Source organism: Methylomonas sp. LW13, assembly GCF_016865255.1.
Taxonomy (GTDB): Bacteria; Pseudomonadota; Gammaproteobacteria; order Methylococcales; family Methylomonadaceae; genus Methylomonas.
Genome location: NZ_CP033381.1, coordinates 3584608 through 3608266, shown reverse-complemented (window position 1 = coordinate 3608266; position 23659 = coordinate 3584608). Strand labels below are relative to the sequence as shown.

The window sequence follows — 23659 nt, the reverse complement described above, 5'->3', positions numbered from 1 at the left end:
GGCTTAAATCTTTGAGCGCATTCCAGCCGTTTCGCGAGCTTGGTAGCCTAAAGGCTTGCGGAAATTAGCCTTTAGGCTGCAAAACCAACGGCGAGTTAATGGCTGAAATTTCAAGGAGGAAGAAATACTTTACTTTTCAAATGAGAATAATTATCATTTGAGTCAGATTAAAAATCAGCTGCCGCGACGTGAAAAGATTATTCCCCTTATTTAGAGAACCTGAGGCTGTGCGCTTGGCAATCGCTCCGGAAGTTTTGGCGGCGTTGGTCGAAAAAGGCGAAATCCATGCCACGGATTTCCGATGTCTTGATTTAGGGTCGAAACAAATCGTTTGGAAAATGTTCCTGTCTCAGGCAAAAGCCAAGCTCAATCGTGGTTTAGTAAATCCCGAGCTTTAGTCCGCTTAAAAAGTTTTTTACCCAATCCCTGACGATTTTTGAAGGAGTAAACCTATGAGCAACAAACCCTGTACCCACGAATGTTTGGCGGCGACGGCCTTAAGCAAGGTATTGATTTGCCGCGAATGCGGCGTCGTCCACCTGCATCTGCAGAACATGTCATTGCGCCTGGAAGTGGCGGATTTTCTGAGCTTTGCCGACACCATGGCCGAAGCCGCGCACCAGGCCAGAGCCGGTCAAAAAGACAAAAGCAAACGCGCCGGCTTTACGGTGGTTAAATCCAGCACCAGACTCAATTAGCGAAACCGCACTTGCCGGAAAATTCCCCGGAGGTTTGCCTAAGATAGCGGGATGGCGGAATAACCTTCAGAAACTACCCATTCTGCTTTCGCTGTGTATGCTGGCATCCAGAGACACGACTCTGTCCGCCATGCCTATGGTTTCCGGCCGATGGGCGATAGTTAAGCGGGTGATGCTTAACGAATTGATTGCCAAATTCACCTTCCGCTCTGTTTCGACATCCAAGTGGCTGGTCGCTTCGTCCAGGACCAGTACCGACGGCACTTTGTAGAGCGCCCGCGCAATGATGAGCCGTTGCTTTTGCCCGCCGGAAAAACTGCTGCCCATATCGCCAACCTGGGACAGATAACGCATGGGCAGAGCCTCGATTTCATCGTCGATGCCGGCGAGTTGAGCGCTTTGTTTCAGCAGCTCGAAATTGGTTTGTAAGTCGAAGCCGGAAATATTTTCCTGAAGGCTCCCGGAGAATAACTGGTCTTCCTGCAATACCGCGCCCACCAGCCGGCGCCAATTGGCCAATCCGAATTGGCTTAAAGGCATGCCGTCGATTTCGATGACACCCTCGGTCGGTTCCAGCAGGCCCAAGCAGAGTTTGACCAAGGTGCTTTTTCCGCATCCGGACGCGCCGACGATGGCGATGTGTTCGCCGGGTTGGATGGACAGATGCAAATTGCGAAATATCCAGGGCATATTCGCGCCGTAGCGAAAGCCCAGGTTTTTAAACTCGATGGTGGGGCTGAAATCCTTTCGGTTGATGACTTTGTCTGCGGCGCAGCCGTCAGTCTGTTCTTTTTCCGCCAAGACAATATCGGACAAACGCTCCACATGCAGGCTGACCATGCGCATCGACATCAGGTTGTCGATCAGCCGTTGCATCCGCGATGTAAAGTCGTCTTTGTAAGAAATAAACGCCATCAGCATGCCGACGGTCAAAGCGTTGTCCATGACCATGGTCGCGCCGACCGCCAGCACGGCGATGGCTTCGGCGGCAAACACCGCGCTATAGCCCAGCGAAAATCCCAGCGACATTTTTTGCGCGCCGATGCGTTTATTCACGCCGGCGACGAACAAATTCAGCCAGCGTGCCCGGCGCTGCTCTTCCAAACCCGCCAACTTTGTGGTGTGCACGGCGCGAATGCTTTCCAGAAAATGGCTTTGCGCCTTGGCCTCGTGCGCCAGTGCTTCATCGGTTAAGCGATGATAGATTCCATGGGGCAAAACGCGGATCAGCAGATAGGCCAATACGGCGGCGACGGCGAAAGCGCTTAGTGTGGGGCTGTACAACAACATCACCGCCAGGACAATTAAACCGAATCCGCCGTCCAGGACTACTTCGACTAATTTGCCGGTCAGCGTCTGTTGAATGGCTTGCATCGATTGAAACCGGGATACGATGTCGCCGGTATGCCGTAGTTCGAACCAATGCACGGGCAGCCTTAACAAATGGCCGATAATGCGGCCGGCCCATTGCAGATTGAATTGTGTCGCCAGCACGATGGCCAGCCAGCTTCTAACGGCTTCCAACACGATTTTAATCACGGCAATCAAGGCATAGGCCAAGGCTAACACCAACAGGAAATCCCGGTCGCCGGACACAATCGCACCGTCTACTATCCATTGGGCAACGATTGGTGTCAGCAAGGCGAATAATTGCATGGCAACGGCCAATACCGCGATTTGCGTCAAGCTCCGGATCAGGCCGTCGACTTTACCGACCAGTTTAGCGAGAGGAATACGCGACCTCGGCGTAATACGCTCGAACGCCGGCGCAGGCGTCAGTTCCAAGGCCACGCCGGTAAACAGGGTGTTGACTTCGGCTATAGCCAGCTCCCTTTCGCCCTTGGCCGGGTCGTGGACCAGCACCCGGCCGCGCCCCACTTTTTTTAGCACGACAAAATGGCTCATTTGCCAATGCAAAATACAAGGGAGACTGAGTTGGTCGAGTTCCGCCAATTCCAGGCGTAGCGGTCTGCATGAAAATCCCAATGCCGCGCCGATACCGACCAAATCCATCAACGTGGAGCCGCGTAGCGACACCGCATACTTGGCGCGTAAGTCGCTCATGCTGTGTGCGGCACCGTGGCAGGCGGCGACATAGCCTACGCAGGCCAAGCCGCATTCGGCCGCGGTGGTTTGCAAGTACGACGAATGGTGCGAGTGCTTAAGGTGCTTCATTGTTGGTATCGACAAACACTTCCAGCAACTGATCGGGATTGATGTGGCGGGCAATCGCCGTATTCACTTGGGCCAGCGTCAAGGTTTCAACGCGGGCATTGATGTCGGCGTAGTAGCGCATGTCGCGCCGTAAGCGTAATAGCAGATTCAGCTTGCCGAACAGCTTGTCATGATCCAGCTTGCTCAGATCGTTGCGATGGCGCCAGTTCTCTTTTGCACTGTCGAATTCCGTAGCGCTGAGGCCGTCTTTAACCAGCAGCGCCAGTTCCTCGTGCACGGCTTTGGAGAGTTGTTGCCGCAGGGCCGGCGCATAGGTCGCGCTGATGGTCAGGGTGGCGCGCGGTTCGAAGGCGGAAGCGCTGATCTTGCTGGCCACGCCGTAGGAAATGCCTTCTTGTTGACGCAGGCGGCGACCGAGGCGGGATTGAAGCGCATCCTCGCCCAACGCGACATTCGCCAGCATTAAAGCCAGGGTGTCCGTCTCGTCCGCTTGCAACGGCTGTCTAAGCTGTGCCGTGTAAGTGCCGTGCGCGCCATCGGCTACGGTCATGACATGCCGGCCGGGCGCCAATGCGGCGTAAGGCAGGGGCGGCCGCTGGTAGACCTGCTTGCTGCGCCAGGGACCTAAAAGGCTTTCCAACTGCCGGCGCGTCGCGTTGGCATCAAACTCACCGGACAGCAGCAACTCCCCATTCGCGCCGTAATAATCGGCGTGGAAGGCTTTTACATCGTTCAATTCGATGCGCTCCAACGCGGCGAGCGCTTCCTCCATGCCGGGCTCGCGGCGGATGTCGCCGATAGGGTATGGGCTGGTGAGTGCGGTCACGGCTTGTTCTGCGACGACTTGCGGTTTTGTGCCCAGGCCTTGGTAGGCGACGCGCAATTGATTGCCGATTTCCTTGAATCCCTGCTCCGGCAGTGCCGGATGACGAAGAACATCAATTAGAACGTCCAGAAATTCCGGTAACGATTTCGCGGGCAGATCGAAGCGAATCGCCAAGCGGTCCTCCATCGGCGTCATCGACAAGTGGGCATCCAAACCCACCAAGCGATCAAACAGTTGTTGTCGATCTAAACTGGCCGAACCGTGCGCCAACAGGCTGCCGGTAAGGTCCGCCAGCATACGTTTGCCAAGCATGCTGTCCGCCGTGCCCATACGCACATTCCACTGACCCTGCACGCGACCGGTCGGTATGGGCTTGGGCCAGAGCGCAACCGCCAGCGACTCGTTAATGCTAAAGCGCTCGATTTGCGCATCTATAGCCGCCGCCGTCGCATCGTTAGCCGCCAGGGTCACGGTTTCCGGCAGGTGCGCAGGCGTGGACGCGGGGGATGGTTCGGCGCTTGTCGCTTGCGGTACGAGGGATTCTTTCCGCGCCGTGACACTTGTCGCATGTCGACTGCTCATCAACTGGGCAACCGGGAGACCTTGCTGGAAAAGCGTTTTGGCGGTTTGTTGAATCTCCGGCAATGACATTTCTTGGGCCGCGTCGATGCTCTCGAACCACAGCCGCCAGTCGCCGAGGGAGGCAAATTCAGCCAAACGGTAGCCAAATGCGGCGGCTTGAGTTTGCACATGTAAAGCTTCGTTGCGTATCAAGTTTTTAGTACGTTCCAGTTCTTTTTCAGTGAACACGGTATCGCCCAGCGAATGCACTTGTTCTGCTAAGGTGTGTTGGAGTTGTTCCAACGCTTCGCTATCGGCTGACAGCGGCAGCGCGGTTACTTCGAATGCACCCCCATTGCGCAATAGCAAGGGCATAGCCGAGACAGAGGCTGCCTGTCCGGTGCTAACCAGCGACTCATGTAAGCGACTGGCGGGTGAACCGGCCAGCAAGCCGCTCAGTAGGCCCATCGCCGCTACATGCTTGGCATCGAACGAATGGGGTAACGGATAAAATAACGACGCGGAAGCAACATCGTCGTCGCCGCGAAAACTCGTTTGCGGGTCGCCGCTCTCCTGTCCGGACGCCGCCTGGAATGCCGGTGGCTGCCCAATTTTTGGCGATTTAATCTCACCAAAATGAGTTGCCAATTGCTTCCAGGTTTCGTCAACGTCAAATCGACCGGTAATGATCAACAGCGCATTGTCGGGACGATAGTGTGTCCGATAGAAAGCCTGGGCGTCGTCGATGGCGATACCGCGTAATTCGGTTTCGTTACCTATCGGCGGGCGTACATAGGGGGCAAAGCGAGTAACAACCGGCAGTATTTGTTGCGCTAATTTTTGCCGATGATTGCTATCGCCAAGCTCCTTTTCCCGCAATACTACGGGTAACTCCCTGGCAATATCCGTTTCCGTAATCGCCAGTTTATGCATGCGCAAGGCTTCTTGTTGCAGCAGCCAGTTCAGCGTGGGCTGGTCGCTGGAAAAGGCCGTGTGGTAGATAGTGCGGTCGAAATTGGTATTGCCGTTATAGGCAATGTTGCGGCGCGCCAGCTCGCTGACCAGCGAATGATTGTCCGGCGTCGTCGGCGCGTTAAACAGCAAATGCTCCAGCAAATGTGCGAGGCCCGACTTTCCCTCGGGATCGGCGAGCGAACCGCTGAAATACACCAGCGTCACTGCCGTCTGCTCGGCCTTACTATCGGGAACCAACAAGGCCCGGAAACCGTTCTCGAATCGCCGTTCGATCGCGCCGTATTTCTCGGCGGCGGCGCTGTTTGTATTATTTTCCGTGGCGTGCCCGCTACCAACGTTGACGAGAGTTAGTATTAAACATGCTATTAAGGTCGAGCGGGTAGGGTTCATGGGTAAGATTCCTTTCTAGGGTTGGATAAATGGATTAAGCGCTCATCAATTTTGGAAAGTGCGCGGGCATGAGAACTAAAAATTCGTCAGATTTTGTTTCTATAATCGGACGGAACTAAAAAACTCAATTTTTGAAATAAGACCATGCAACTAAGAGAATTGCCGTGGAATTAAGCGCATGAAGCAAAAACTGCATTCTGTTAATTTTGTCTTCGGACTTGCCCAAGGTATTTTTAACTAACATCTCTAAAGAAATACAGAGTGCCATCACAGCAAAATATAAGCTAACAATTAGGTAAATCATTTTATTAACCCTAAAACGATAAATCGTATATTCCTGGTCGTTTCGAATGGAGAAGCGATTCCGAGGAATGGAGGTCTCAATTTCGTCCGATTAAGTTTTACTAATCCGGTCTACGGTTTTTTCCGAGATGTTCAATAGATATTTCGTCGAAACGGTTTATTTGATGGCCAAAATCTCCGATAAATAACAGAGATAATGCTCAGTAATAAAAATATCCCCGAGATCAGAACAATATTGTCATGCAGTGCTTTATCTTGTGTCACTAACTCTGAAGCCGCGCCGGCACAAATAAATCCCGTCACTAAGTAAGTGGTTATATCGCGTCGATACGCAAATTCGGCGGTTTGTCTTCCCGAGAATAGTTTTTCGATGTGATTTTGGTTTTTTTTAAAATAAAAAAAACCTGCCAGAAATGTTGAACATAAAGCGATGTACAATACAATCGAGTGCTCACCGTCGAGATGAGAGGCGATATCCGAAGTTGCCTTTGGAAACACGAATATTAATACCGCAAGCGTCGATAATAGGGCGAAAACCGACGCGATGATAATCAGAAACGGGTTATATCTCATGAGTAGTACCGATAGATTAATTTAATACTGCACCGGTAAGAAAGACTCAAAATGGTGAGAGAGTCTTTCTTTGGTGCCCCTTTGTCGAATACATTAACTACCGTCCCCATCCTCTCCGCCTAGCAAATTACTCAATACGCTTTGAATCGGCGTGTGTTGGTTCAGATATTCACCAATAGTCCAGCCCGCTAGTCCGGCAGCGGTTACTGCGGAAGCGGCCACGCCAAAATATCCGGCAGCGGCGATTTGCTGTGCTGTTGTCAACCCGGCCCATTGCGCCATGCCCATACCCACACCGGCACCCAAAGCGCCGGCAATTGCTAGAGTATCTGCTTCCGATAAGCCGCCACCAACGAGTACCATTTCAGTAATTGTCAATTCACGCATATTGCTCTCCTTAGATATATTTGGACTGCATTGAAATATAAGTTTAAAAATAGGTTTTTCTACGTAGCTATGAATGGTGAAGTATATTTTTCAAATTACGTTTTCATAATTTGATATACGCTTCATGTAAAAATGCAGATTTCTATATCAGTAGTCTACCTACCGTTCCTAATATAAAAATATAAATAAATATCCATTCAATGCGATTTAAAGTCTTCGTCGTCTTTCGTTTCCTGTATAAGTCGGTAACATCATTGATTGGCTGTGTTAATTCATAGGAATGAAAAATTGAAAACCAAAGAATTAAGCCTGAACTCGCTAATTGTAAAAACTCAAAAAATTCCCCCCTAGAAACAGCTTGTATGGCCATAATGACACTGAATATAGCGAGAAACCTGATGGTCGTAACAGCAAAAAAAAATTTTTTACAGGTAAATCGGCTCGAATTGTCATTCACCATCGCCATCTTCTCCAAGCTGTGCGTTTGTGATATTGCTTGTGTGAAGTGCATTTACGACCTTGTCTAAATTTTGTGCAATGAACTTTTGAATATCGGTGTTTTCGTTCAATATTTCACCTAAGGTATATCCTATCTTAAAAGCAACTCCTAAATATCCCAATCCCTTAAACGTTGTAAGCGCTATTCTGGCATCCATAAATGGATGAATTTCAGATGGGGGAATAAAACCACCGCCGACAACAGACATTTCAGTAATAGTCAATTCGCGCATATTGCTCTCCATTTTTATGATATATAGATTACAGGTTTTATTTTTAGTGAAAAAAATATGAAAAAATCGGTAACCCCCTAAAATTAATTTTTATAATATAGTCTGGAACCAAAGTAAATAAACTCATAAGTTATACAAGCGGTTAGAATAATTGCTAAAGCAGTTCTTTTTCCTTTTGTTAAATGTGGTGTTGGCTTTGCAAATATGTGTATTGACAAAATTGCGCAAATCGCCGCCAATGAGAGGCCAAACATTGGCAAATAGATTTGATTAATTGGTGTCATAATAAAATCCAGTTTAAGGTTGACTATTATTCTCCTTGTGATCTTTGGTATGGAGATTTTAAAGTGTCATTTATTTAGCGCTCTAAAACCGCTCAATAAGGTCGAGTATCGATAATTGTTTCAACAGTTGATTCTCCTTATCGGACAATTGCTTGGTACTTTTATTAGCCGGCGAGTTATCGGCTGAACTGATGCCGGCAAGGAAGTCGGCGCTTTCGGTGTCGAGATTTATCTTGAAGCCGTTGGCTAATAAAGTTTTCTGATCGTTGGATATGGGTAGGAACGAGTTTATTCGAATTTTATTGCCCAGAAGGGCGGTGTTATCCGATATGCCGGTTGGAGACAAACTGCCAATATTAAATCGCGATTTAACTCTTTGTTGTTCAGTAAAAGCGATGAAAAAATTATGGAGATTTTCCGGTTCGGCTAGCGTGCTTTGTAACAGCGGGATATAACCTTCAATAAGGTCCGTCGTATTGAGATAAGGGTTGATAGACCCCCGGCTTTCAATCCGGTCCGGCAGTTGATTGCCGCATAGCCAAAGCAGGTAGTCCAATAATTTAGGCGGGAAGGTGCCTATGGCGATATGAAACGTCTCGTCGCCGGCGATAGGCAGGGCCTCGTGCCACCAGCCTCTTGGGATATACAGCAAATCCCCGGCCGCCAATACCGTATCCAGCACCGGTTCCGCCGGGCATTCCGCTTTATGGTTTAGGCTGGTTTGATGGTTTAAAGGCAATTCGAATGTGGGTTGATAGAGGCGCCATCTTTTGCGTCCGATCAGTTGCAAGGCGAACACATCGTGAGTATCCCAATGTTTGCCGAACGAACCGTCGCCGCCGAATGCCGCATAGGCATTGGCGTTGGTCTTTTCGCCGACGAATTGCGCCACGTCCATGCAATAGTCGTTAATTTCCGGGAGGTAGAGCTGTAGTTTGTTTAATACCAAGGTCGCACCGTCCGTTAAATAGCGGTACAAAACGTCTTTGACGATACGTGTGCGTTGTTCGCCCAGTTCCCAATAGCGCTCGGTATAGCGGCTCGGATCGACCGGTCCGTCTTTAAATAATTTAATCTGCGTATTGGCGTTTTCCATGGCGTAAAGCGCCTGGTCGATATGCTTCCAGTTTAAATTGTTCTCGGACAGTACTTGGCGCTTCAGCCACCACCGGCTTTGGTAATGCGCCTCGAGAAATTGTGTTCTATCGATGCCGAAATGTATCAGTGACATAGCGTTCCCTAGTTATATTTGGTTAATCCGTAAAGCGGTTCGATCATCCACTCAATTAAGCGCCGCGTATCTTGTTCGATGTCCGCCTCCACGATCATGCCGGATACCAGCCTTTTCGGTTCGCCGTACACCGAGGCAAACTGCGAATCCAGTTTTACGGTGACGCGGTAATAATCGTCCGGTGGGGAATTGGCGAATAAATTCGGTAAGGTCTTCGATGAAACCGGATTTTTCGAGACGCTTGCGACCGTTCCGGAATACTGGCCGAACTTTTGATAAGGGTAGGCTTGGTAACGCAAGCGTACTTTCTGGCCGGATTCGACAAAGCCGATGCCGCGCGTGGTCACGTACAATTGCGCGGTCAGTTCCGCACCATCGCCAAGCAAGGTTGCCAAAGCATCCTTATCCGAAATTTGGCCGGGGTGCACGCTAATACCGGTGACCATGCCGTCAATCGGGGCGACGATAGCCAATTGGCTTTGAATATGGGTTTCCTGGATTTTTTGGCGGAGTATGCTTAAGTCTTGGTCGATATTGGCGATGCTGATTTGGGTTTTTTCCGGTGCGATGCGTTTTTCGTCCTCCAGCTCCAATTTTTTTCGCTCGAGTTCGTCGTAATCCCGCTTTAAATCCGATGCTTGGGCACGCAATAGCGTCAGGTTGTCCAGCTCCTCGTCCAATTTATCTTTTGCAATAAAGCCGGATGCCGCCAGGCCGCGATGCTTATTCAGGCGCTGCTCCGCCAGGAACAATCTTTCCTGATGCTGAGTTATCTGTTGTTTGGCGTCGGCAATCGATACTTGTATTGCCGCCAACTGTCTGGATAGTGCCGAATTATTTTTGTCCTGCAGGGTGCTTAATTGGCGCTTTTCCCGGAGATTGGCTTCTTCTTCCGCGAGCAGTGCCGCTTCAAGCTGATCGGCGAATCGGGCTCCGCTGGCGTCCGACCGGTTTGTGAATGAAGAAAGATGGCGTTCGTCTCTTAACGTAAACAAGGTGTCTCCGGCATGAACCGTTTGACCTTCCTCAACATGAACGGCCGAAATAAGCCCTGGCGCGGGCGTGGCAATAATAATCGCGCCGCCATTTGGGACCAACATGCCGGTAGCGTTTGTTCGTTTGGTATAAGACGCAAAGCTGATAAATAAAACGGTTGCGGCGACCAGCGTCAACACAATCGTGAATACCAGCCACGACGACCAGGATCTCGCCAGCAGGATGTCGCCTTCCAAGCGTCCGGTCTGCGCTGCCATGGCTTCCGCACGATAAAGATTCGTCGAGAACATGCGTCTTGCCTATCGAATTTCGATGTTTGACAGCGAAGCGTTTCGTTGGGCCGCTTAGGCTATTAACCCGGTCCTATTTATCCTTGGCGCCCAGTTCGGGCTGAGCGCGTCGAAGCGTGAGCGGGTTGGCCCTTCGACAGGCAAAGTACCCTCCAGGGCATTGAGGCGAACGGTGTTTAAGGGCTGGGTTAATAACGTCGAGCTAAAAATCAGCTGTTGGATGGACTTTGCGGCTTTAGTAAGAAAGCCGGAAACGAAATGGCGGCTAGCAAAAAATGATATGGTCATAAGGTCCCCTGGATGAATTGATTAGCACCGTGAGGGCTGGCTAGTCAGGAGACATGGCTGGCAATACGCCTTCTGCGCGAAGGCTGAGTGGACTTTAAGGAAGTTCTCGCTTGGTGTCAACTCATATTATGCGGTAGGTCTTGTTTGCTTAGTTTTGCAGCAGCCAAGGCTTCGACTGAATAACCAATCTTGTATTTGCCCGTCTCGAAAGGTATATCGAAGCCGAGCAGATTTAAACATTCGTCCCAGGCACCTGATCGCCTGCGGCTTGCGCTTTAACTTCGACGGTTGGCAGCGTCGTGTCGCTGCCGGTTTCGGCGGGTATGCGCCGGGCCTGCTGTGAAAAGATCGGAGGTTCGCGGCTAGCGGTGAGGTAACGAACCGCAAGGAGTAAATTCTACCGTTTCGCGAACGGTGCGGTTCGCAAGCTCACCGGCAGCCTACTCCAGCGCATGTTGCGAGCAGAGGTAGGGTGGGCAAAATTGCCCACCATTCAAATCCGCGTGGGCACAAAACCCCGTGCCCACCCTACCGGACTTAAAAACCATCCGTTTGATGGCTTTGTTAGGCACAGTTCAACATTGCGCCCAAATAATTCGGTACTCTGGCTCTGCCAATTCACTTTTATTGGGTGGTATAACTTCACTTTCCAACGGGGTAATTGTGGAGATGCCGGGCAGCTTTAGGGTAGCCATTAAAATACCTTGATGCTCTGCAATTTCAATTGCTGATTCAAACTTTGCTGAACTTTCATTAAAGAGTTCTTCAGGATTACTTCTTAAAATAAACCACCAACTGCTTCCGCGTTTTGGCCTTCTTGCGAAGTCTCGAGCTGCATTCATTCGTTCAGATATTGCGACTTCATGAAAATGACTACCAAGTTGTTCCAGCCCCATTTTTATAAGCAATCTACAGACTGGTAGAGGCTCTGTGACCTCAGCAATTACTCTAAACTGAGTTTTCTCACCAGAAAGAACCTTTGACTGAATTTCTTTGTTTAGGGGTTCAAGCGCTACAACTCCAAATTTTCCGGTGCCAAATATTCTTCCTGCGGTACCCATAAAATTTGATACTTTTCCTTTTTTGGTCGGAACTCCCGAAAGCACTCTAAACCCAATAAAAGGAAAGCTATTTAAAGCCTTTGATTCGACTTTTTGGCCAAAATATTGGTTACAAGAATCGCAAGTTACACCGCTATTTGCGGAAGGTGAATGTTTTCCACCCAGAGATTCTGGAACTATATGGGAAACTGATTTTGTGCTTCCACTATACCCACAGAATATACATTTCATTGCGATCTCTATTCCCTAACCAGTTGTTAAGCGGTTTCCGTATATCGCCAAGCTAATACTCATTTTTTCAATATTTTCAATAACTGATGGGTCAGCATGTAATTTTCCTGTCGATATACCATTCGGCAACCGAAACTAATGACCGATAACGGAGCAATCGGCGTCTTTGAACCACTGGATCGACCGATTGCAACCGGGCTAGTGTCCGCTGCCAGTTTATTCGATTTTACCTCCAATAACACCATCGCCATGCCGAAGAATCTGCAGCATCGAATCGTAAGGTGCCGCCCTCCGTGGCGGAGTTGTTAACGTCTTCCTCCGAACCCGCTAAACCGGGTATTCCGGGGTAATCGAATGCCTGCCGCATGGCTGACGATTCACCCTGCCCTATTGAGCACGGGTATTCCGTTCGGGCCGAGCTCGGCTAAGCCAGGTCGGTGCGCCCTTCGACAAGCTCAGGGCGAACGGTATTCGAGGGCCCGGCTAATAACTCATCGCTCTTGAACGCCTGGCGCCACTTGCCGCCGCGGAATCACCAACGGCACCGCCGGAATTTGCGGATGGCTGGCGATGCTGACCGGGTAAGCGAACACTTGCCGGATCAGCTCGCTGTTCAGGGTTTGCGCCGGTGTGCCGATGGCGGCGAGCCGGCCTTGGTGCAGCAGGGCGATGCGGTCGGCGTAAAGCGCAGCCAGGTTCAGGTCGTGCAATACCGCCAGGACCCCGGCCTGTTGTTGGTCGGCGAAGCGGCGGGCGATGGCCAACACCGCGTGCTGGTGGGCCAGGTCCAGCGCCGAGGTGGGTTCGTCCAGCAATAAATAGCGGTGCAGCGGGTCTTGCGGTTCCCAGATTTGCGCCAGCACCCGCGCCAGTTGCACCCGTTGGCGTTCGCCGCCGGACAGCGTGGTGTAGATGCGTTCGGCCAGATGGCCGGTATCGGTCATCGCCAGCGCGTGTTCGGCGATGGCCCGGTTTCGCGCGGCGCTGTGGGTTTTGCGTTGCGGGCTGCGGCCCATCAAGGCCACGTCGCGCACCGTGAAGCGGAATGCCAGCCCGGCACTTTGCGGCAATACGCCGCGCAGCAAGGCCGCCTGTTGCGGCGGCCATTCCGCCAGCGGCCGGCCGTTCATCGTCACCAGGCCGGCGAACGGCGCCAGCTCGCCGCTGATGGCCCGCAGCAGGCTGGATTTGCCGGCGCCGTTCGGGCCGGCCACGGCCAGTACTTCGCCGGGGCGCAGTGCCAGCGTCACGCCGTCCAGCAAGGTTTTCGCGCCGACGCGCAGGCTCAGGTCTATGGCTTGCAGCATGTCAATGGCCCATTAGTTTTTGGCGGAACAGCAGCCACAGAAAAAACGGACTGCCGAGCAGGCCGGTGACGATGCCGATCGGGATTTCGGCCGGCGCCGCCAAACTGCGGGCCAGATAATCGGCACAGATCAACAGCAAGGCGCCGAGCAGCGCCGACGCCGGCAACAGCCAGCGGTGGTCCGGCCCCAACGCCAGCCGCAATAGATGCGGCACCACCAGACCGACGAAGCCGATCACGCCGGACAAGGCCACCGCCGCGCCGACGCCGAGCGCTACCAAGGCCACCACGCCGGTTTTGATGCGTTCGACCGGAAAACCCAGATGGCCGGCTTCGGCTTCGCCGAGCAACAAGGCGTTCAAGGCATCGGCCAGCCACGGCAACAGCAGCAGATTGGCGAGTAAAAACGGCGCGCCGATGGCAACGCCGTCCCAACCGGCGCCGTTCAGGCTGCCCAGGCTCCAGAAGGTCAAGCTGCGCAACTGGTCGTCGTCGGCCAGATAGACCAGCAAGCCGGTGGCCGAGCCGGCCAGCGCGTTGATGGCGATGCCGGACAACAGCAGCGAGGCCACGTCCAGCCGGTCGCCGCTGTCGGCCAGCCGGTATACCAGCCAACTGACCCCAAAACCGCCGGCGATGGCCGCGAGCGGCAATAAATAGGCGCCGAATACGCCGGCCACTGTGCCGAACAGGCTGTCGCGCAACACGATGACCGCCACCGCAGACAGCGCCGCGCCGCTGGAAACGCCGATCAAGGCCGGATCGGCCAGCGGATTGCGGAACAAGCCCTGCATCGCCGCGCCGGACGCGGCCAAGGCGCCGCCGACCAGCAAACCCAACACCAGGCGCGGCGCGCGGATCGCCAGCAACACCGCTTGCTGGTCGGCGCCGAACGGCCAGGGCAGGGCGATACCGAAGCGGTCGGCGACGATGGCGACGGCCTGGCCGGCCGAGATGGCGACCGCGCCGCTGCCCAGAGCGGCCAAGGCTACGGCGACCAGCAGCAATGCCAGCATCCAGCACAGGCCGGCGCGGCTCAAGGTCGGTTTTAGCCGAAGACGCGGTCCGGCCGTCGCCATCGCGGCATGGACGGTCATCGGCCTGCCCCTGCGTCGGCGGCAACTGCCGGTTCGCCGTGCAGCCGTTCGGCCAGTTCCAGCACCGCCTGACCGCTGTGTAAGCCAAAGCCGAGCAAGGCCAGGGTATCTACGATAAAGACTTTACGTTGCCGGCCGGCTGGGGTGTGGGCGATGCCGGGTTGCCGGTAGAACGCCTCCAGACCGCCGATGGCGTTGGCGGCGACGTCGGTCAACAAAATCACGTCCGGCGCGGCGGCGACCATTGCCTCCGTGCCTATCGGTTTGTTGCCTTGCAGTTCGCCGGCGGCGTTGGCGGCGCCGGCCAGCGTTAACACCACGTCGGCGGCGGTGCCGCGACCTGAGGCCAGCGGCGCGCCGTGGGCGACCGCCATCAAAAACAGCACTTTGGGGTGTTCACGGCTTTGCGCGCGCCATTGCGCCAGTCGATCGAAGTCGGCTTGCACTTGATCGGCCAGTTCCCGGCCGCGTTCGAGCTGTTCCAGCAAGGCGGCAACGGCGCCTATTTTGGCGGCAATGCCGGCGGCGGAATAGTCTTCGGGTAACGTTTCAATGCGCACGCCGGCCGCGCGCAATTGCTCCAGCACCGCCGGCGGCCCGGCGTGGGCGCTGGCCAGCAGCAGGTCGGGGCGTAGCGACAGCACGCCTTCGGCCGACAGTGTGCGCATATAACCGACTTGCGGCAGCGTCTTGGCTTCGGCCGGCATCAGGCTGGTGCTGTCGACGCCGACCAGGCGCTCGGCGCCGCCTAGCGCATAGACGATTTCGGTCAACGCGCCGCCGACCGAGACGATGCGGCTCGGACCGGCGGCATGGGCCGGCGCGGCGGCGGTTAGCCAGAGGAAGGCCGCACATGCGGCTCGCGCAAGTTTATGGCTTAGGGATGTGGTCTGTTTCATGTTCGGGTTTTAGATGATCTCTACAAATCAAAAGTCGGCGCTAATCGCGACCAAGTGCATCCCTACCGAATGCCTAGCCTCCGCGCATTACCTGGTTTTGCAATTAAGCCGGGGCATCGGCTTCCGCTTCGGCCTTCCGCTGTTTATGCCCGACGTCATTGACGTGGCGGATTTGCCCCAAATCGTCGCCTTCTATCGAAAATGCCTTGGCAAAACCTTGCACGAAACTGCCGCGTTGCGGACGGATGCGAAACAGATGAAAGTCCTGCATTTTTTGTAGCTGTTTTATGAACGCGCCGAATTTTTCCTCGAATAAGCCCATGATGTAGGCGAAAGCTTCGGACTCGCGGTCGATTTCGCCGGCCGAGCAGTGATAGGTAACCCGTTGCCGGGCGAACAAATGCGCGGCTTTGTCTTCGTCCTCGACGAACAACAGACAAACCCGGCCGTTGTGCAACAGGTTTTGGGTGTGCGCCGACAGTTCGCTGACATACACGTAATAATGACCGTCGTGCCTCACGTAGGCGGCGTAACTGGCTTCGGGCTCCCCGGAAGCGCTGACCGTGGCCATTAGCGCGGAGGAAAATGTTTGCGGCAGCGCGGTATAGGCTGCTCTGACTTGTTCGAGATCGATGGTTTTCTGGTTCATGCGGGTTTCCTGATATGGCGTTATCGATAAAAGTATCGGTTTATGGGGTTGGGTATCGACGCAAAAGGCTAGGAACCTCCTGCAAGCGCCGAGGCTAGGAGCAAGTCGCGCCAAAAACCGTTTTCGCCGATGGTGTCGTCGTAACCGCCGAAGACGGAGGCGATGGTCTGCCGGTTTTGGCCGCGCACCAGCAGGCCGGTTAATGCGTGTTGCCGGTACCTAAGTTGGACGATGTCCGCGCCGGCCACGGCCATTTCGTTGAGGTGCAGATTAAAACGCTGATCCAGGATATTGAACCATGGTCCGGTAATCTTCAGGTTTTGAATAGGGCCGTCGTGCAGTTGCAGGGCGCCGGGATTGCCGACCAGCACTTGTATCGGCAACATCAGTGCCGCCAGTTGCTGCATGAACGCGCGTAGCGCCGGCATGCCGATCCGGCCGGTGACGGCAGCCTCGGAAGTGTCGGCCAGCAGCAGGCGCCGCCAGGATTCCGGCAACTCCGCGCATTGTTTAAGGTCGCCAAGCGGCGGATTAGGGCCATGCGCGGGCAATACCGGATTGGGCGACTGATCGTCGGCCCGAAAGATGTCGACCAAACGCCGGTACAGGCCGGCATCGGCATGTTCGGTCAAATAGATTTTGTGCACGGCCTCGCCGCCCGTGTCGAAAAATTGCAGGCTGTGGCGCGGGCCGAGATGGGTTTCCTCGGTCACGGCGAAACCCGAATGCCAAATACCGATCAATAGGCACAAGGCGATATGGTGTCCGGCTATCAGAATGGCGTCGCCGCAAGGGCGTATATCCTCGTAGAGCCCGGTGCTTTCTTGTACCGCGAAAGCGTTGCGGGTCAAGGCCATCACCGGCCCCAGTGTGCCGACCGCGCTTAGCAGCGCGGGCCAGTGTGCCCGCAATCGGATGACCCGATTGCCGCAGTCGGTTGCCAGCAGTTCGGCTTCGCTGACGCCCAACGTCGCCGCCGCATCGCGAATCCGCATATGCGGGTGATCGGCGCGCAGGTCTTGCCACGCTTGTTTTAAAGTGTCCGCAATCGATAAGGGTTGTTTAGTCATGGATTTTGCCATTACACTGAGCTCCGTTAAGTGAATATGCTGCGAATGTTCAGGGAAGCGCACCTTATGGACTTTGCAGCCGGGCCCTCGGCCTGGCTGCAAAGCGTTTACAGGCCGGCGCTTACGCCGCCAGGCCTTTTTTACGATTTAAACCCAGCAAGCCCATGAAGCCGGCGCCGAACAGCCATACTGCCGCGGGCAGCGGCACACTGGTTACCGGATCGGCGCCGGGACCGATGTCGATAGCGACTTGGCCCAAACTCAAGCTATGTTCGGCGCTGCCAAACGAGAACAAATAATTGCTAGCCGGTCCGGACAAATCCCAATAAGCCAGGTATTGCACCAGCTCGACCGGGCCGAATGAGCTTTCGTAGTTGCCATCGTAGAAAGTTTGTGTCGTAAAGGTAGGCGCTACGCCATTCAGTAACAGGCTGTTGTAGTCCATTTGCACGCCCCAGGTTTCGAATTGCAAAGCTGCTCTTAAGGGTTGGTTGTCGGTAGCTCCGCTCAGCGAGGCCGTGAAATTCTCGGCGACGCTGAAGCTGTACAAATTGCCAGATCCGGCCGCGAATGTGCCGGCGTTCCAGCCGATATTGGCGTCGGTGGTGCCGGCGCTGCCCACATCGGGAGCAGCGGTGCGGATGCCGGGATAAGAGTTATCCACGAAGCTGTCCCATTCCGCGTACAGCGTGCCGGCATTGCCCCGGTTCCAGTTGCCCCAGCTGGCTTCGCTTGGGGTGTCGAAGCCGTAGCCGGCGGCGTAAGGGTCGGGGCCGTTGGTCAAGTCAGCCGAAGCGCTGCCGGAAACGGCCAACAGGCCGGCGATTAAGGTCAGTTTTTGTGCAGTTTTCATGGTTGGTTTCCTATATAAATAAATTGACGCATCTCTTCACCGCGAAGACGATCCGTTGCTTTGGTCAAAATAGCGTCCGCCGCTTCGGCCCCATGCCGGCTATCCGCGCTGGCCCATGGCCTTTGCGGTGGCGGAGATTTAAAACTCAGTGCGGCTCGCGGCATTCCGGAAGTGCGTTGCCATCGCGATTGCCGTTCGGCGTGCCTTGCATCTGAAAGTCCAGCACGTAGCGGTACTGTTTGCCGCAATGGATGATCACTTCCTTTTGCCCGCGTTTTAACAAGCGCATTTCCATTCGCAATTCGCCGAAACCCTCGTGTTCCAGCAATTCTTCGAACAGCGTTTCCAGTTTTTTCCGGGCCTCTTTCTTGGCCCTGTAGCCCTTGGTCATCAGATTGTTCTCCATCAAAAGGCCAGTTTTACCGTGACGCCGAGATTGCGGCCGGGACGCGAATAGCGGTCGGCCCAGTAGCGGGCGTCGGCGAAATTGCCCAGCGTGGTATGCGGGTCGCCGGCGCGGGTGTTGATGTCTTCCCAGTCGATGTATTTCTTATCCAGCAGGTTGAATACCCCGACATTGAACGAGAGATGCTTGCCGGCGTTGTAGTAGGCATTGAAATCGATGACGCCGTAGCCGCTGGGCAGAAATAGGGCGTCAGCCGGCGCGGTATTGGCTTGTTTGGCGCCGACCAAGGTCAGGTTCAATTCCGTGCCCCAGTCGCCGCTTGGTTGGTCGTAGCGCAGACCGACGACGGCTTTCATAGGGCTGATTTGTCTTAGGGCGTCGTCGTCATTGCGTTGGGTTTTTAGATTCATGCCTTCAGTAAAGGCACCGCTGAACAGCAGGCTGGCGCCCTGTAAATAGGGATTTAGCCAGTCCAGATAAAACCGGCTTTTGATTTCGATACCCTGAATGCGGATCGGGTCAGGGCTATTGATGTTTTGATAGGTGGTAAAACCCAACGGCGGACAGGCCGCGGTCGCCGGGTTGCAAATTACCGCGTTATAGATGAAGTGGTCGTAATCGTTACGAAACAGGCTTATGTCGAAAGTCCCGGCAGCGCCCTGGCCGCGCAAACCCACTTCCGCGCCGACGCTGGTTTCCGGCTGAATATTGTAATTGGGCAGGTTGGTGTATCCGCCGGTGATATTGGTAAAACCGAGATTGCTCTCGCTGAAGTTGGGGCCGCGAAAGCCATGCGCATACTGGCCGTGCACCGTGAATATCTCGTTGAGGTGCAGTAAGGCGCCGAATCTGGGTAAAAAGGCGTTGGCGTCGATGATGATGGGTATTACCGGATTGGCGCCTTCCGCAACCGCTGCCGCGGAGGCTTTGTCGAACAAATAATCAGGCTTGGGCAGCAAGCGGAAATATTCCCAACGGCCGCCGGGGATCAGCTCGATGCGTTTATCAAACAGGCCAATACTATCCTCAAGATAAGCGCCGGCCTTGGTTACCGTTGATAAGGGAAAATCCCGTACCGGAAACTCATCCGGCGTCACGGTCTTGCTGATCCGGCCCTTGGGACAAATGTTATTGGGGCGGCCGGTGCGCGGATTGACGGAACCGCTGACGCAGGTATAGCTGCCGTCGCGTTGTTGGGCTATGCTGTTTTTACTGATCTGGCCGCCGTATTTCAGCGCATGCGCGGTATCGCCTAAAACAAAGTCCTTTCCCAGTTGCAGTTCGCCGCCGAAATCGTCGTTGGCATAATCGAAAATCCGCTCGGTGAGTGTGTTGCCGTCCACGTTGGCGGTGCGATCTTGCAAAGTGACTTGCCCGGTGGCGGATTTTTGCGTGTAAAACTTCCATAGCGCATCGTTGAACAGCGGCGTATCCAGGTGCTTCAGCATGTGATCCAGCGTCAGGCGCCAGCGCGATTGGGTATCGGTGGTGAGCATGCTGTTGACGTTGCGCAGGCTGATGTCGGCACCGCGCAGATACAAAGCGTCAATATCGGCTCGACTGTCCAGCCATTCGCCGGTCAGACGCAACACGTTGTCGTCGTTAAATCGATACAGCAGTTTAGCCAGCAGATTGTAGCTGCCGTTTTCTTGCGGACTGGGCGTGGTACGGCGGCCGTCGGCGAAATCCGCCGTGCCTTTATTGTCGGTTTCGTTGCTTTGGTTGTGAGTGAATAGCGCCATGCTTTCCCAGCCGCCCCAGGCACCCGCCAAGGTTGCGGTTTGCACGAAGCCGTTGTCGGTAGTGTTGTAGTTCAGTTTCAGTCCGGTGTAATAATCCTTGCCGAATAAATTCAAGTAATCGCGCGGATCCTTGGTGACGAAGTTGACGGTACCGCCCATGGCGTCGCCGCCGTAATAGGCCGAGCCGGCACCGCGGACGATTTCCACGGCTTTTAAGGCGTCCATGTCCACCGCATTACGGTTGGCGCTGGCAAACGAACCGATGCGGAAGGCTTCCGGCAGGCGCACGCCGTCGATTTGCATCAACACCCGGTTGCCGCCCAGGCCGCGTATGGTAAAGCCGCTGACGCCGAAGCGCTGGGGGTCGTTGCCGACATTGACGCCGGGTTCGTAGCGGATCAAATCCTTGATATTGCGGACCATGCGTTGTTCGATGGTTGCTGCATCAATTGCCGACTCGGTACCGGGAACGGCTTTTGCCGGAGGATTGCCGTTTTTGGCTTTTACCGTAACGATTGCCAGTTCCACGTCCTCGGTTTCCTCGATATTACCTAGCGTGGCATCGTCGGCGGCGCTTACGGGCATCGCGCTCATCAGTAATAGCAGTGCGTAAATGATCGGTCCGGCGAGCAGACGGAAAGGGCTGATTTTCGATGTGATACAAACGGAGCGACGACCGGTTGAGCCACACAACAGGCAAGGACAGTAGTCCGCGCGGTGCGTGGCCGGCCAAGGTCGAGCGCTTAAAGATAAGGGCATAGCGATTCCAACAGGCAGTGCAGTCTCAAATGCTGGCTGCCTGGCGCGAATGGCTAGGTGGCTGTTTGGTTTTGTAATCGCGGTTGAAACCGCTTTTACGGATAGGGTTCTTAAATTTAACGGGCTATTTTCGGCCGGTTTCGGGGTGTCTGACGGCTAGGCCTCCCGCGCTTTGTTCGCCATTACAAATCGGCAATCCTTGCCTTGCCTAGGTCAGACACCCCGAAACCGGCCGATATTTTTCCCGAGTTTGGTTTTGGCTTGCCGCTGTCGGCGGGAAAACCAAGACTTGCTTACATCACTTTTTTTCAGGCTCGGAAACGAAACCGATTTTACTGACCCCGGCCTTGGCCGCATCCGCCAGCGTTTCGGCGACGAAGTGGTAAGGCACGTTTTGATCGGCACGAATATGCAATTCCGCTTGCTGCGGCGATTGGGCGATTTCGGCCAGCCTTTGATTCAAAACGGTGCGGTCTATTTGTTCCTGGTTCCAGAACAATTTCCCCTCGCCATCCACCGACAGCGCCACCGGTTCGTCGCTAGGTTGTTGCGGTACGCTGCTGGCTTTGGGTAGATCGATTTTCACCGCATGCGTCATCAGCGGGGCGGTGATCATGAAGATCACCAACAGTACCAGCATCACGTCGATTAACGGAATCATGTTGATTTCGGCAACGGTATGGCCGCCGCCTTTGTTTTGATCGAAGCCGCCGAATGCCATTATTGTTCTCCGTTGGCGTAGGCCAGTTCGACGCCGGTAACGGCTGGCGCGCTGGCGATGGTGGCGCCGGTGGTTAAAAAGGCGAATAGATCGTGGGCGAAGCCGTCCAATCTCGCCAATAGCAGGCGATTGCTGCGCACGCAATCGTTATAAGCGAGCACCGCCGGAATTGCGACAGCGAGACCTAAGCCGGTCATGATCAACGCTTCGCCGACCGGTCCGGCGATTTGATCCAAACCGCCCAATCCGCCTTGACCAATATTGACCAGGGCGTGGTAAACCCCCCAGACCGTGCCGAACAAGCCGATAAAGGGCGCGGTGCTGGCGATGGAAGCCAGCGCGGTCAAGCCCCACTCCAGTTGCGCGGTTTCTTCGTCGATGACACGGCGCATGGAACGGGTCAGAAATTCCGCCGTCGAGCCGGCCTGTTGTAAACCGTGGCTACCGTGGCGGGCATGATGTTGCGACGCGGCCATGGCGTGGCGGGTCAGATTCGAGAACGGGTCGGTTTGGGTGCCGTCGGGCAAGTGGCTGGCGACGTCGGTGAGGGTGTCGCTGGTCCAGAATTTCTGTAAAAACAGCTCGGCGCGGCGCCGGATGCGGATGGCGTGCCAGGCTTTGACGACGATGAAATACCAGCTGGCGACCGACATGATGATCAGCAAGCTGAACAGGAAGGTGCCGACACTGTCGGTTTGCGCCAGGAAATGGTCGAGACTTTGATTGAGTGCCATGATTTATCCTTCGAGAGAGAATGAAACGGGAACCACGACCCAGGCCGAAACCACCTGTTCGCCGCGGCGGGCTGGGACGAAACGCCATTTTTGCACGGTGTCCTGTGCGGCTTGGTCGAGGCGATCGAAGCCGCTGGATTTACGTAGCGTGACTTGTTCGACCGCGCCGTCGGTGTTGACCAATACGCGCAGCAAGACTTTGCCCTGTTCGCCGAGTTGCCGCGATGCGCTGGGATAGGCCGGGGCCGGGTTGTTCAAGTAGTCGGCGTTCAGGGTGGGCAAGGTCATCGGCGCCGATGTGGCCTCGCTGGTGCTGGCAGAACTGGGCGCCGGAGCAGGCGCTGCGGTAGCAGCCGTTGGTGCAGGTTCGGCGCGCGGTGGTTCCGGCGTCGGCTCGGGTGCTGCCATTGCAGCCGACGCTTGGCTGGCGGTCGATACAAGATTGGGTTTTTTAACCGGTTTGGGCGGCGTTTTGGGTTGACTGACGGTTTTTTCCGGGGTTGGCTGGGCTTGTTGTACCGGTGGTTTGGCCGGTGCCTGTTGGGTTTGCGCGTCGCCGATCCACTGCACCATGATAGGTTGCGGCGGCGTGACGGGCTGCGGTTTCTCGCTGTTCGGCATCAGGCCGAACCAGGCCAAATGCAAGCCGAGCGCGATGAGCAAGCCCAGGCCACGTTCGTTATATTCGGCTTTTTGGATTGTGGCTATCGATTTATACGGCTCTTCGCTGGCTACGAGGCGCATGGGGGCCAGACAGGCAAGCTGGCGGAAACTGGCGGTCGGTAACATACAGGCCTCTCGATTAACTGAGCTGAAAACGATTGGCTGGCTACCCTGGGGTTGGCTGGCTGGTGTTGTCGGGTGTTACGGTTTACTTGGTCAAAATTAATTTGCCGTTGCTGGTAATGCGCAGACGGTACTCGTCGCCTTGATGTTCGATGACAATTTCGTTTTGGGTGCCGAACAATAAACGGCTATTCACCCGCTGCCTGGCTTGCGGTATTTCCGGCGGCGTGTCGGCGGTTGACGGGCTAAGTCGCACTGGGTTAGACGGATTTTTCATAGGACTAAAAATGATGACGAATAAATGCCAAACCCGCTCAATGCGCCGTTGCCGGCTGCTGGCGAGCTGTTTTTCGCTCTAATAACAGGTTGGTGACTGTTTGCCAGTGTTCCAGCAATTGCAGATACATGTCCCGGCTGGAAGCACTATGTTCTAGTTCCGGATGGCTCAGTAACCGGCCCAATTGCTGCACGATGAGATGTGCCAGCTTGGGGTTGTGATGGCCGTTGATGAATTGGGTCATTAACACGCAGGTCGCGGCATGAATTTGCGCCACATCGCGGCTTCTCGGCGCGCCGATAGAGTTGTCTTCAAACATGATGACCTCGGGTTGCATAAGTTATAAGTTAAATTGCCGCA

The 23659-nt window shown here is 54.6% G+C and carries 23 protein-coding genes; 2 read left to right on the top strand and 21 right to left on the bottom strand.

All coding sequences use genetic code 11. The annotated features are described in order from the left end of the window. Positions 1 to 188 precede the first annotated feature (188 nt). Positions 189 to 398 carry a hypothetical protein gene (locus JL719_RS16260; protein WP_033155342.1) on the top strand — a complete coding sequence of 70 codons (210 nt, stop codon included), beginning with the start codon at positions 189 to 191 and terminating at the stop codon, positions 396 to 398. Positions 399 to 452: 54 nt separating this feature from the next. Continuing rightward, a complete protein-coding gene (locus JL719_RS16255; protein ID WP_033155341.1) occupies positions 453 to 698 on the top strand; it encodes a hypothetical protein in 246 nt (81 codons plus the stop codon). A gap of 66 nt (positions 699 to 764) precedes the next feature. Here the strand turns inward: JL719_RS16255 and JL719_RS16250 are convergent, their stop codons facing one another. From JL719_RS16250 to JL719_RS16150, 21 genes are all read right to left on the bottom strand, one after another. Further along, the gene (locus JL719_RS16250) at positions 765 to 2873 is read right to left on the bottom strand and encodes a peptidase domain-containing ABC transporter (protein ID WP_084153202.1); all 2109 of its coding nucleotides are present in this window, start codon (positions 2871 to 2873) and stop codon (positions 765 to 767) included. After that, positions 2860 to 5625 carry a M16 family metallopeptidase gene (locus JL719_RS16245; protein ID WP_033155340.1) on the bottom strand — a complete coding sequence of 922 codons (2766 nt, stop codon included), beginning with the start codon at positions 5623 to 5625 and terminating at the stop codon, positions 2860 to 2862. Before JL719_RS16245 ends, JL719_RS16250 begins: the two co-directional genes overlap by 14 nt. 435 nt (positions 5626 to 6060) lie before the next feature. Beyond that, on the bottom strand, positions 6061 to 6501 hold the full coding sequence (locus JL719_RS16240) for a hypothetical protein (RefSeq protein ID WP_033155338.1): 441 nt from the start codon (positions 6499 to 6501) through the stop codon (positions 6061 to 6063). Positions 6502 to 6594: 93 nt separating this feature from the next. Next, positions 6595 to 6888 (bottom strand): hypothetical protein, encoded by a 294-nt coding sequence (locus JL719_RS16235; RefSeq protein WP_033155337.1) that lies wholly within the window; start codon positions 6886 to 6888, stop codon positions 6595 to 6597. A gap of 449 nt (positions 6889 to 7337) precedes the next feature. Further along, positions 7338 to 7619, bottom strand: coding sequence for a hypothetical protein (locus JL719_RS16230; RefSeq protein ID WP_033155335.1), 282 nt, complete (start codon positions 7617 to 7619; stop codon positions 7338 to 7340). Positions 7620 to 7985: 366 nt separating this feature from the next. Further along, positions 7986 to 9134, bottom strand: a complete 1149-nt coding sequence (locus JL719_RS16225; protein ID WP_051669626.1) for a cupin domain-containing protein — start codon at positions 9132 to 9134, stop codon at positions 7986 to 7988. A gap of 8 nt (positions 9135 to 9142) precedes the next feature. Continuing rightward, positions 9143 to 10420, bottom strand: coding sequence for an HlyD family secretion protein (locus tag JL719_RS16220; protein ID WP_033155334.1), 1278 nt, complete (start codon positions 10418 to 10420; stop codon positions 9143 to 9145). Positions 10421 to 11283: 863 nt separating this feature from the next. Continuing rightward, positions 11284 to 12000, bottom strand: coding sequence for an HNH endonuclease (locus tag JL719_RS16215; RefSeq protein ID WP_084153201.1), 717 nt, complete (start codon positions 11998 to 12000; stop codon positions 11284 to 11286). A gap of 491 nt (positions 12001 to 12491) precedes the next feature. Then, positions 12492 to 13307: a heme ABC transporter ATP-binding protein gene (locus JL719_RS16210; RefSeq protein WP_033155331.1), complete on the bottom strand. Its 816-nt coding sequence runs from the start codon at positions 13305 to 13307 to the stop codon at positions 12492 to 12494. Position 13308: 1 nt separating this feature from the next. Then, positions 13309 to 14403 carry a FecCD family ABC transporter permease gene (locus tag JL719_RS16205; protein ID WP_033155330.1) on the bottom strand — a complete coding sequence of 365 codons (1095 nt, stop codon included), beginning with the start codon at positions 14401 to 14403 and terminating at the stop codon, positions 13309 to 13311. Continuing rightward, positions 14400 to 15302, bottom strand: coding sequence for a heme/hemin ABC transporter substrate-binding protein (locus JL719_RS16200; RefSeq protein WP_033155329.1), 903 nt, complete (start codon positions 15300 to 15302; stop codon positions 14400 to 14402). The genes JL719_RS16205 and JL719_RS16200 overlap by 4 nt, the downstream gene beginning before the upstream one ends. Positions 15303 to 15405: 103 nt before the next feature. After that, positions 15406 to 15951 (bottom strand): HugZ family pyridoxamine 5'-phosphate oxidase, encoded by a 546-nt coding sequence (locus JL719_RS16195; RefSeq protein WP_033155328.1) that lies wholly within the window; start codon positions 15949 to 15951, stop codon positions 15406 to 15408. Positions 15952 to 16019: 68 nt separating this feature from the next. After that, entirely contained in the window at positions 16020 to 17021 is a 1002-nt protein-coding gene (locus tag JL719_RS16190; protein ID WP_051669623.1) for a ChuX/HutX family heme-like substrate-binding protein, read from the bottom strand. 121 nt (positions 17022 to 17142) lie between these two features. After that, the gene (locus JL719_RS16185) at positions 17143 to 17874 is read right to left on the bottom strand and encodes a hypothetical protein (protein ID WP_033155327.1); all 732 of its coding nucleotides are present in this window, start codon (positions 17872 to 17874) and stop codon (positions 17143 to 17145) included. A gap of 145 nt (positions 17875 to 18019) precedes the next feature. Then, positions 18020 to 18265 carry a hypothetical protein gene (locus JL719_RS16180; protein ID WP_033155765.1) on the bottom strand — a complete coding sequence of 82 codons (246 nt, stop codon included), beginning with the start codon at positions 18263 to 18265 and terminating at the stop codon, positions 18020 to 18022. A 14-nt stretch (positions 18266 to 18279) separates the two neighbouring features. Next, positions 18280 to 20616 carry a TonB-dependent hemoglobin/transferrin/lactoferrin family receptor gene (locus JL719_RS16175; RefSeq protein ID WP_033155326.1) on the bottom strand — a complete coding sequence of 779 codons (2337 nt, stop codon included), beginning with the start codon at positions 20614 to 20616 and terminating at the stop codon, positions 18280 to 18282. A gap of 463 nt (positions 20617 to 21079) precedes the next feature. Then, positions 21080 to 21502: an ExbD/TolR family protein gene (locus JL719_RS16170; RefSeq protein WP_033155325.1), complete on the bottom strand. Its 423-nt coding sequence runs from the start codon at positions 21500 to 21502 to the stop codon at positions 21080 to 21082. Continuing rightward, complete coding sequence (locus JL719_RS16165) at positions 21502 to 22236, bottom strand: MotA/TolQ/ExbB proton channel family protein (RefSeq protein ID WP_033155324.1); 735 nt, start codon at positions 22234 to 22236, stop codon at positions 21502 to 21504. The genes JL719_RS16170 and JL719_RS16165 overlap by 1 nt, the downstream gene beginning before the upstream one ends. A 3-nt stretch (positions 22237 to 22239) precedes the next feature. After that, positions 22240 to 23025, bottom strand: coding sequence for an energy transducer TonB (locus tag JL719_RS16160; protein WP_033155323.1), 786 nt, complete (start codon positions 23023 to 23025; stop codon positions 22240 to 22242). A gap of 82 nt (positions 23026 to 23107) precedes the next feature. Next, positions 23108 to 23299, bottom strand: coding sequence for a hemin uptake protein HemP (gene hemP, locus JL719_RS16155; protein WP_033155322.1), 192 nt, complete (start codon positions 23297 to 23299; stop codon positions 23108 to 23110). A 37-nt stretch (positions 23300 to 23336) separates the two neighbouring features. Beyond that, positions 23337 to 23618: a hypothetical protein gene (locus JL719_RS16150; RefSeq protein WP_033155764.1), complete on the bottom strand. Its 282-nt coding sequence runs from the start codon at positions 23616 to 23618 to the stop codon at positions 23337 to 23339. Positions 23619 to 23659 lie beyond the last annotated feature (41 nt).

What these genes read in the sequence shown, in the direction of transcription:
- hemP (WP_033155322.1), bottom strand. Translation starts at nt 23,299, where the DNA reads ATGAAAAATCCGTCTAACCCAGTGCGACTTAGCCCGTCAACCGCCGAC.
- JL719_RS16185 (WP_033155327.1), bottom strand. Translation starts at nt 17,874, where the DNA reads ATGAAAACTGCACAAAAACTGACCTTAATCGCCGGCCTGTTGGCCGTT.
- JL719_RS16160 (WP_033155323.1), bottom strand. Translation starts at nt 23,025, where the DNA reads ATGTTACCGACCGCCAGTTTCCGCCAGCTTGCCTGTCTGGCCCCCATG.
- JL719_RS16245 (WP_033155340.1), bottom strand. Translation starts at nt 5,625, where the DNA reads ATGAACCCTACCCGCTCGACCTTAATAGCATGTTTAATACTAACTCTC.
- JL719_RS16210 (WP_033155331.1), bottom strand. Translation starts at nt 13,307, where the DNA reads ATGCTGCAAGCCATAGACCTGAGCCTGCGCGTCGGCGCGAAAACCTTG.
- JL719_RS16165 (WP_033155324.1), bottom strand. Translation starts at nt 22,236, where the DNA reads ATGGCACTCAATCAAAGTCTCGACCATTTCCTGGCGCAAACCGACAGT.
- JL719_RS16190 (WP_051669623.1), bottom strand. Translation starts at nt 17,021, where the DNA reads ATGACTAAACAACCCTTATCGATTGCGGACACTTTAAAACAAGCGTGG.
- JL719_RS16255 (WP_033155341.1), top strand. Translation starts at nt 453, where the DNA reads ATGAGCAACAAACCCTGTACCCACGAATGTTTGGCGGCGACGGCCTTA.
- JL719_RS16235 (WP_033155337.1), bottom strand. Translation starts at nt 6,888, where the DNA reads ATGCGTGAATTGACAATTACTGAAATGGTACTCGTTGGTGGCGGCTTA.
- JL719_RS16200 (WP_033155329.1), bottom strand. Translation starts at nt 15,302, where the DNA reads ATGAAACAGACCACATCCCTAAGCCATAAACTTGCGCGAGCCGCATGT.
- JL719_RS16205 (WP_033155330.1), bottom strand. Translation starts at nt 14,403, where the DNA reads ATGACCGTCCATGCCGCGATGGCGACGGCCGGACCGCGTCTTCGGCTA.
- JL719_RS16170 (WP_033155325.1), bottom strand. Translation starts at nt 21,502, where the DNA reads ATGGCATTCGGCGGCTTCGATCAAAACAAAGGCGGCGGCCATACCGTT.
- JL719_RS16215 (WP_084153201.1), bottom strand. Translation starts at nt 12,000, where the DNA reads ATGAAATGTATATTCTGTGGGTATAGTGGAAGCACAAAATCAGTTTCC.
- JL719_RS16180 (WP_033155765.1), bottom strand. Translation starts at nt 18,265, where the DNA reads ATGACCAAGGGCTACAGGGCCAAGAAAGAGGCCCGGAAAAAACTGGAA.
- JL719_RS16175 (WP_033155326.1), bottom strand. Translation starts at nt 20,616, where the DNA reads ATGAGCGCGATGCCCGTAAGCGCCGCCGACGATGCCACGCTAGGTAAT.
- JL719_RS16195 (WP_033155328.1), bottom strand. Translation starts at nt 15,951, where the DNA reads ATGAACCAGAAAACCATCGATCTCGAACAAGTCAGAGCAGCCTATACC.
- JL719_RS16240 (WP_033155338.1), bottom strand. Translation starts at nt 6,501, where the DNA reads ATGAGATATAACCCGTTTCTGATTATCATCGCGTCGGTTTTCGCCCTA.
- JL719_RS16220 (WP_033155334.1), bottom strand. Translation starts at nt 10,420, where the DNA reads ATGTTCTCGACGAATCTTTATCGTGCGGAAGCCATGGCAGCGCAGACC.
- JL719_RS16225 (WP_051669626.1), bottom strand. Translation starts at nt 9,134, where the DNA reads ATGTCACTGATACATTTCGGCATCGATAGAACACAATTTCTCGAGGCG.
- JL719_RS16150 (WP_033155764.1), bottom strand. Translation starts at nt 23,618, where the DNA reads ATGTTTGAAGACAACTCTATCGGCGCGCCGAGAAGCCGCGATGTGGCG.
- JL719_RS16230 (WP_033155335.1), bottom strand. Translation starts at nt 7,619, where the DNA reads ATGCGCGAATTGACTATTACTGAAATGTCTGTTGTCGGCGGTGGTTTT.
- JL719_RS16250 (WP_084153202.1), bottom strand. Translation starts at nt 2,873, where the DNA reads ATGAAGCACCTTAAGCACTCGCACCATTCGTCGTACTTGCAAACCACC.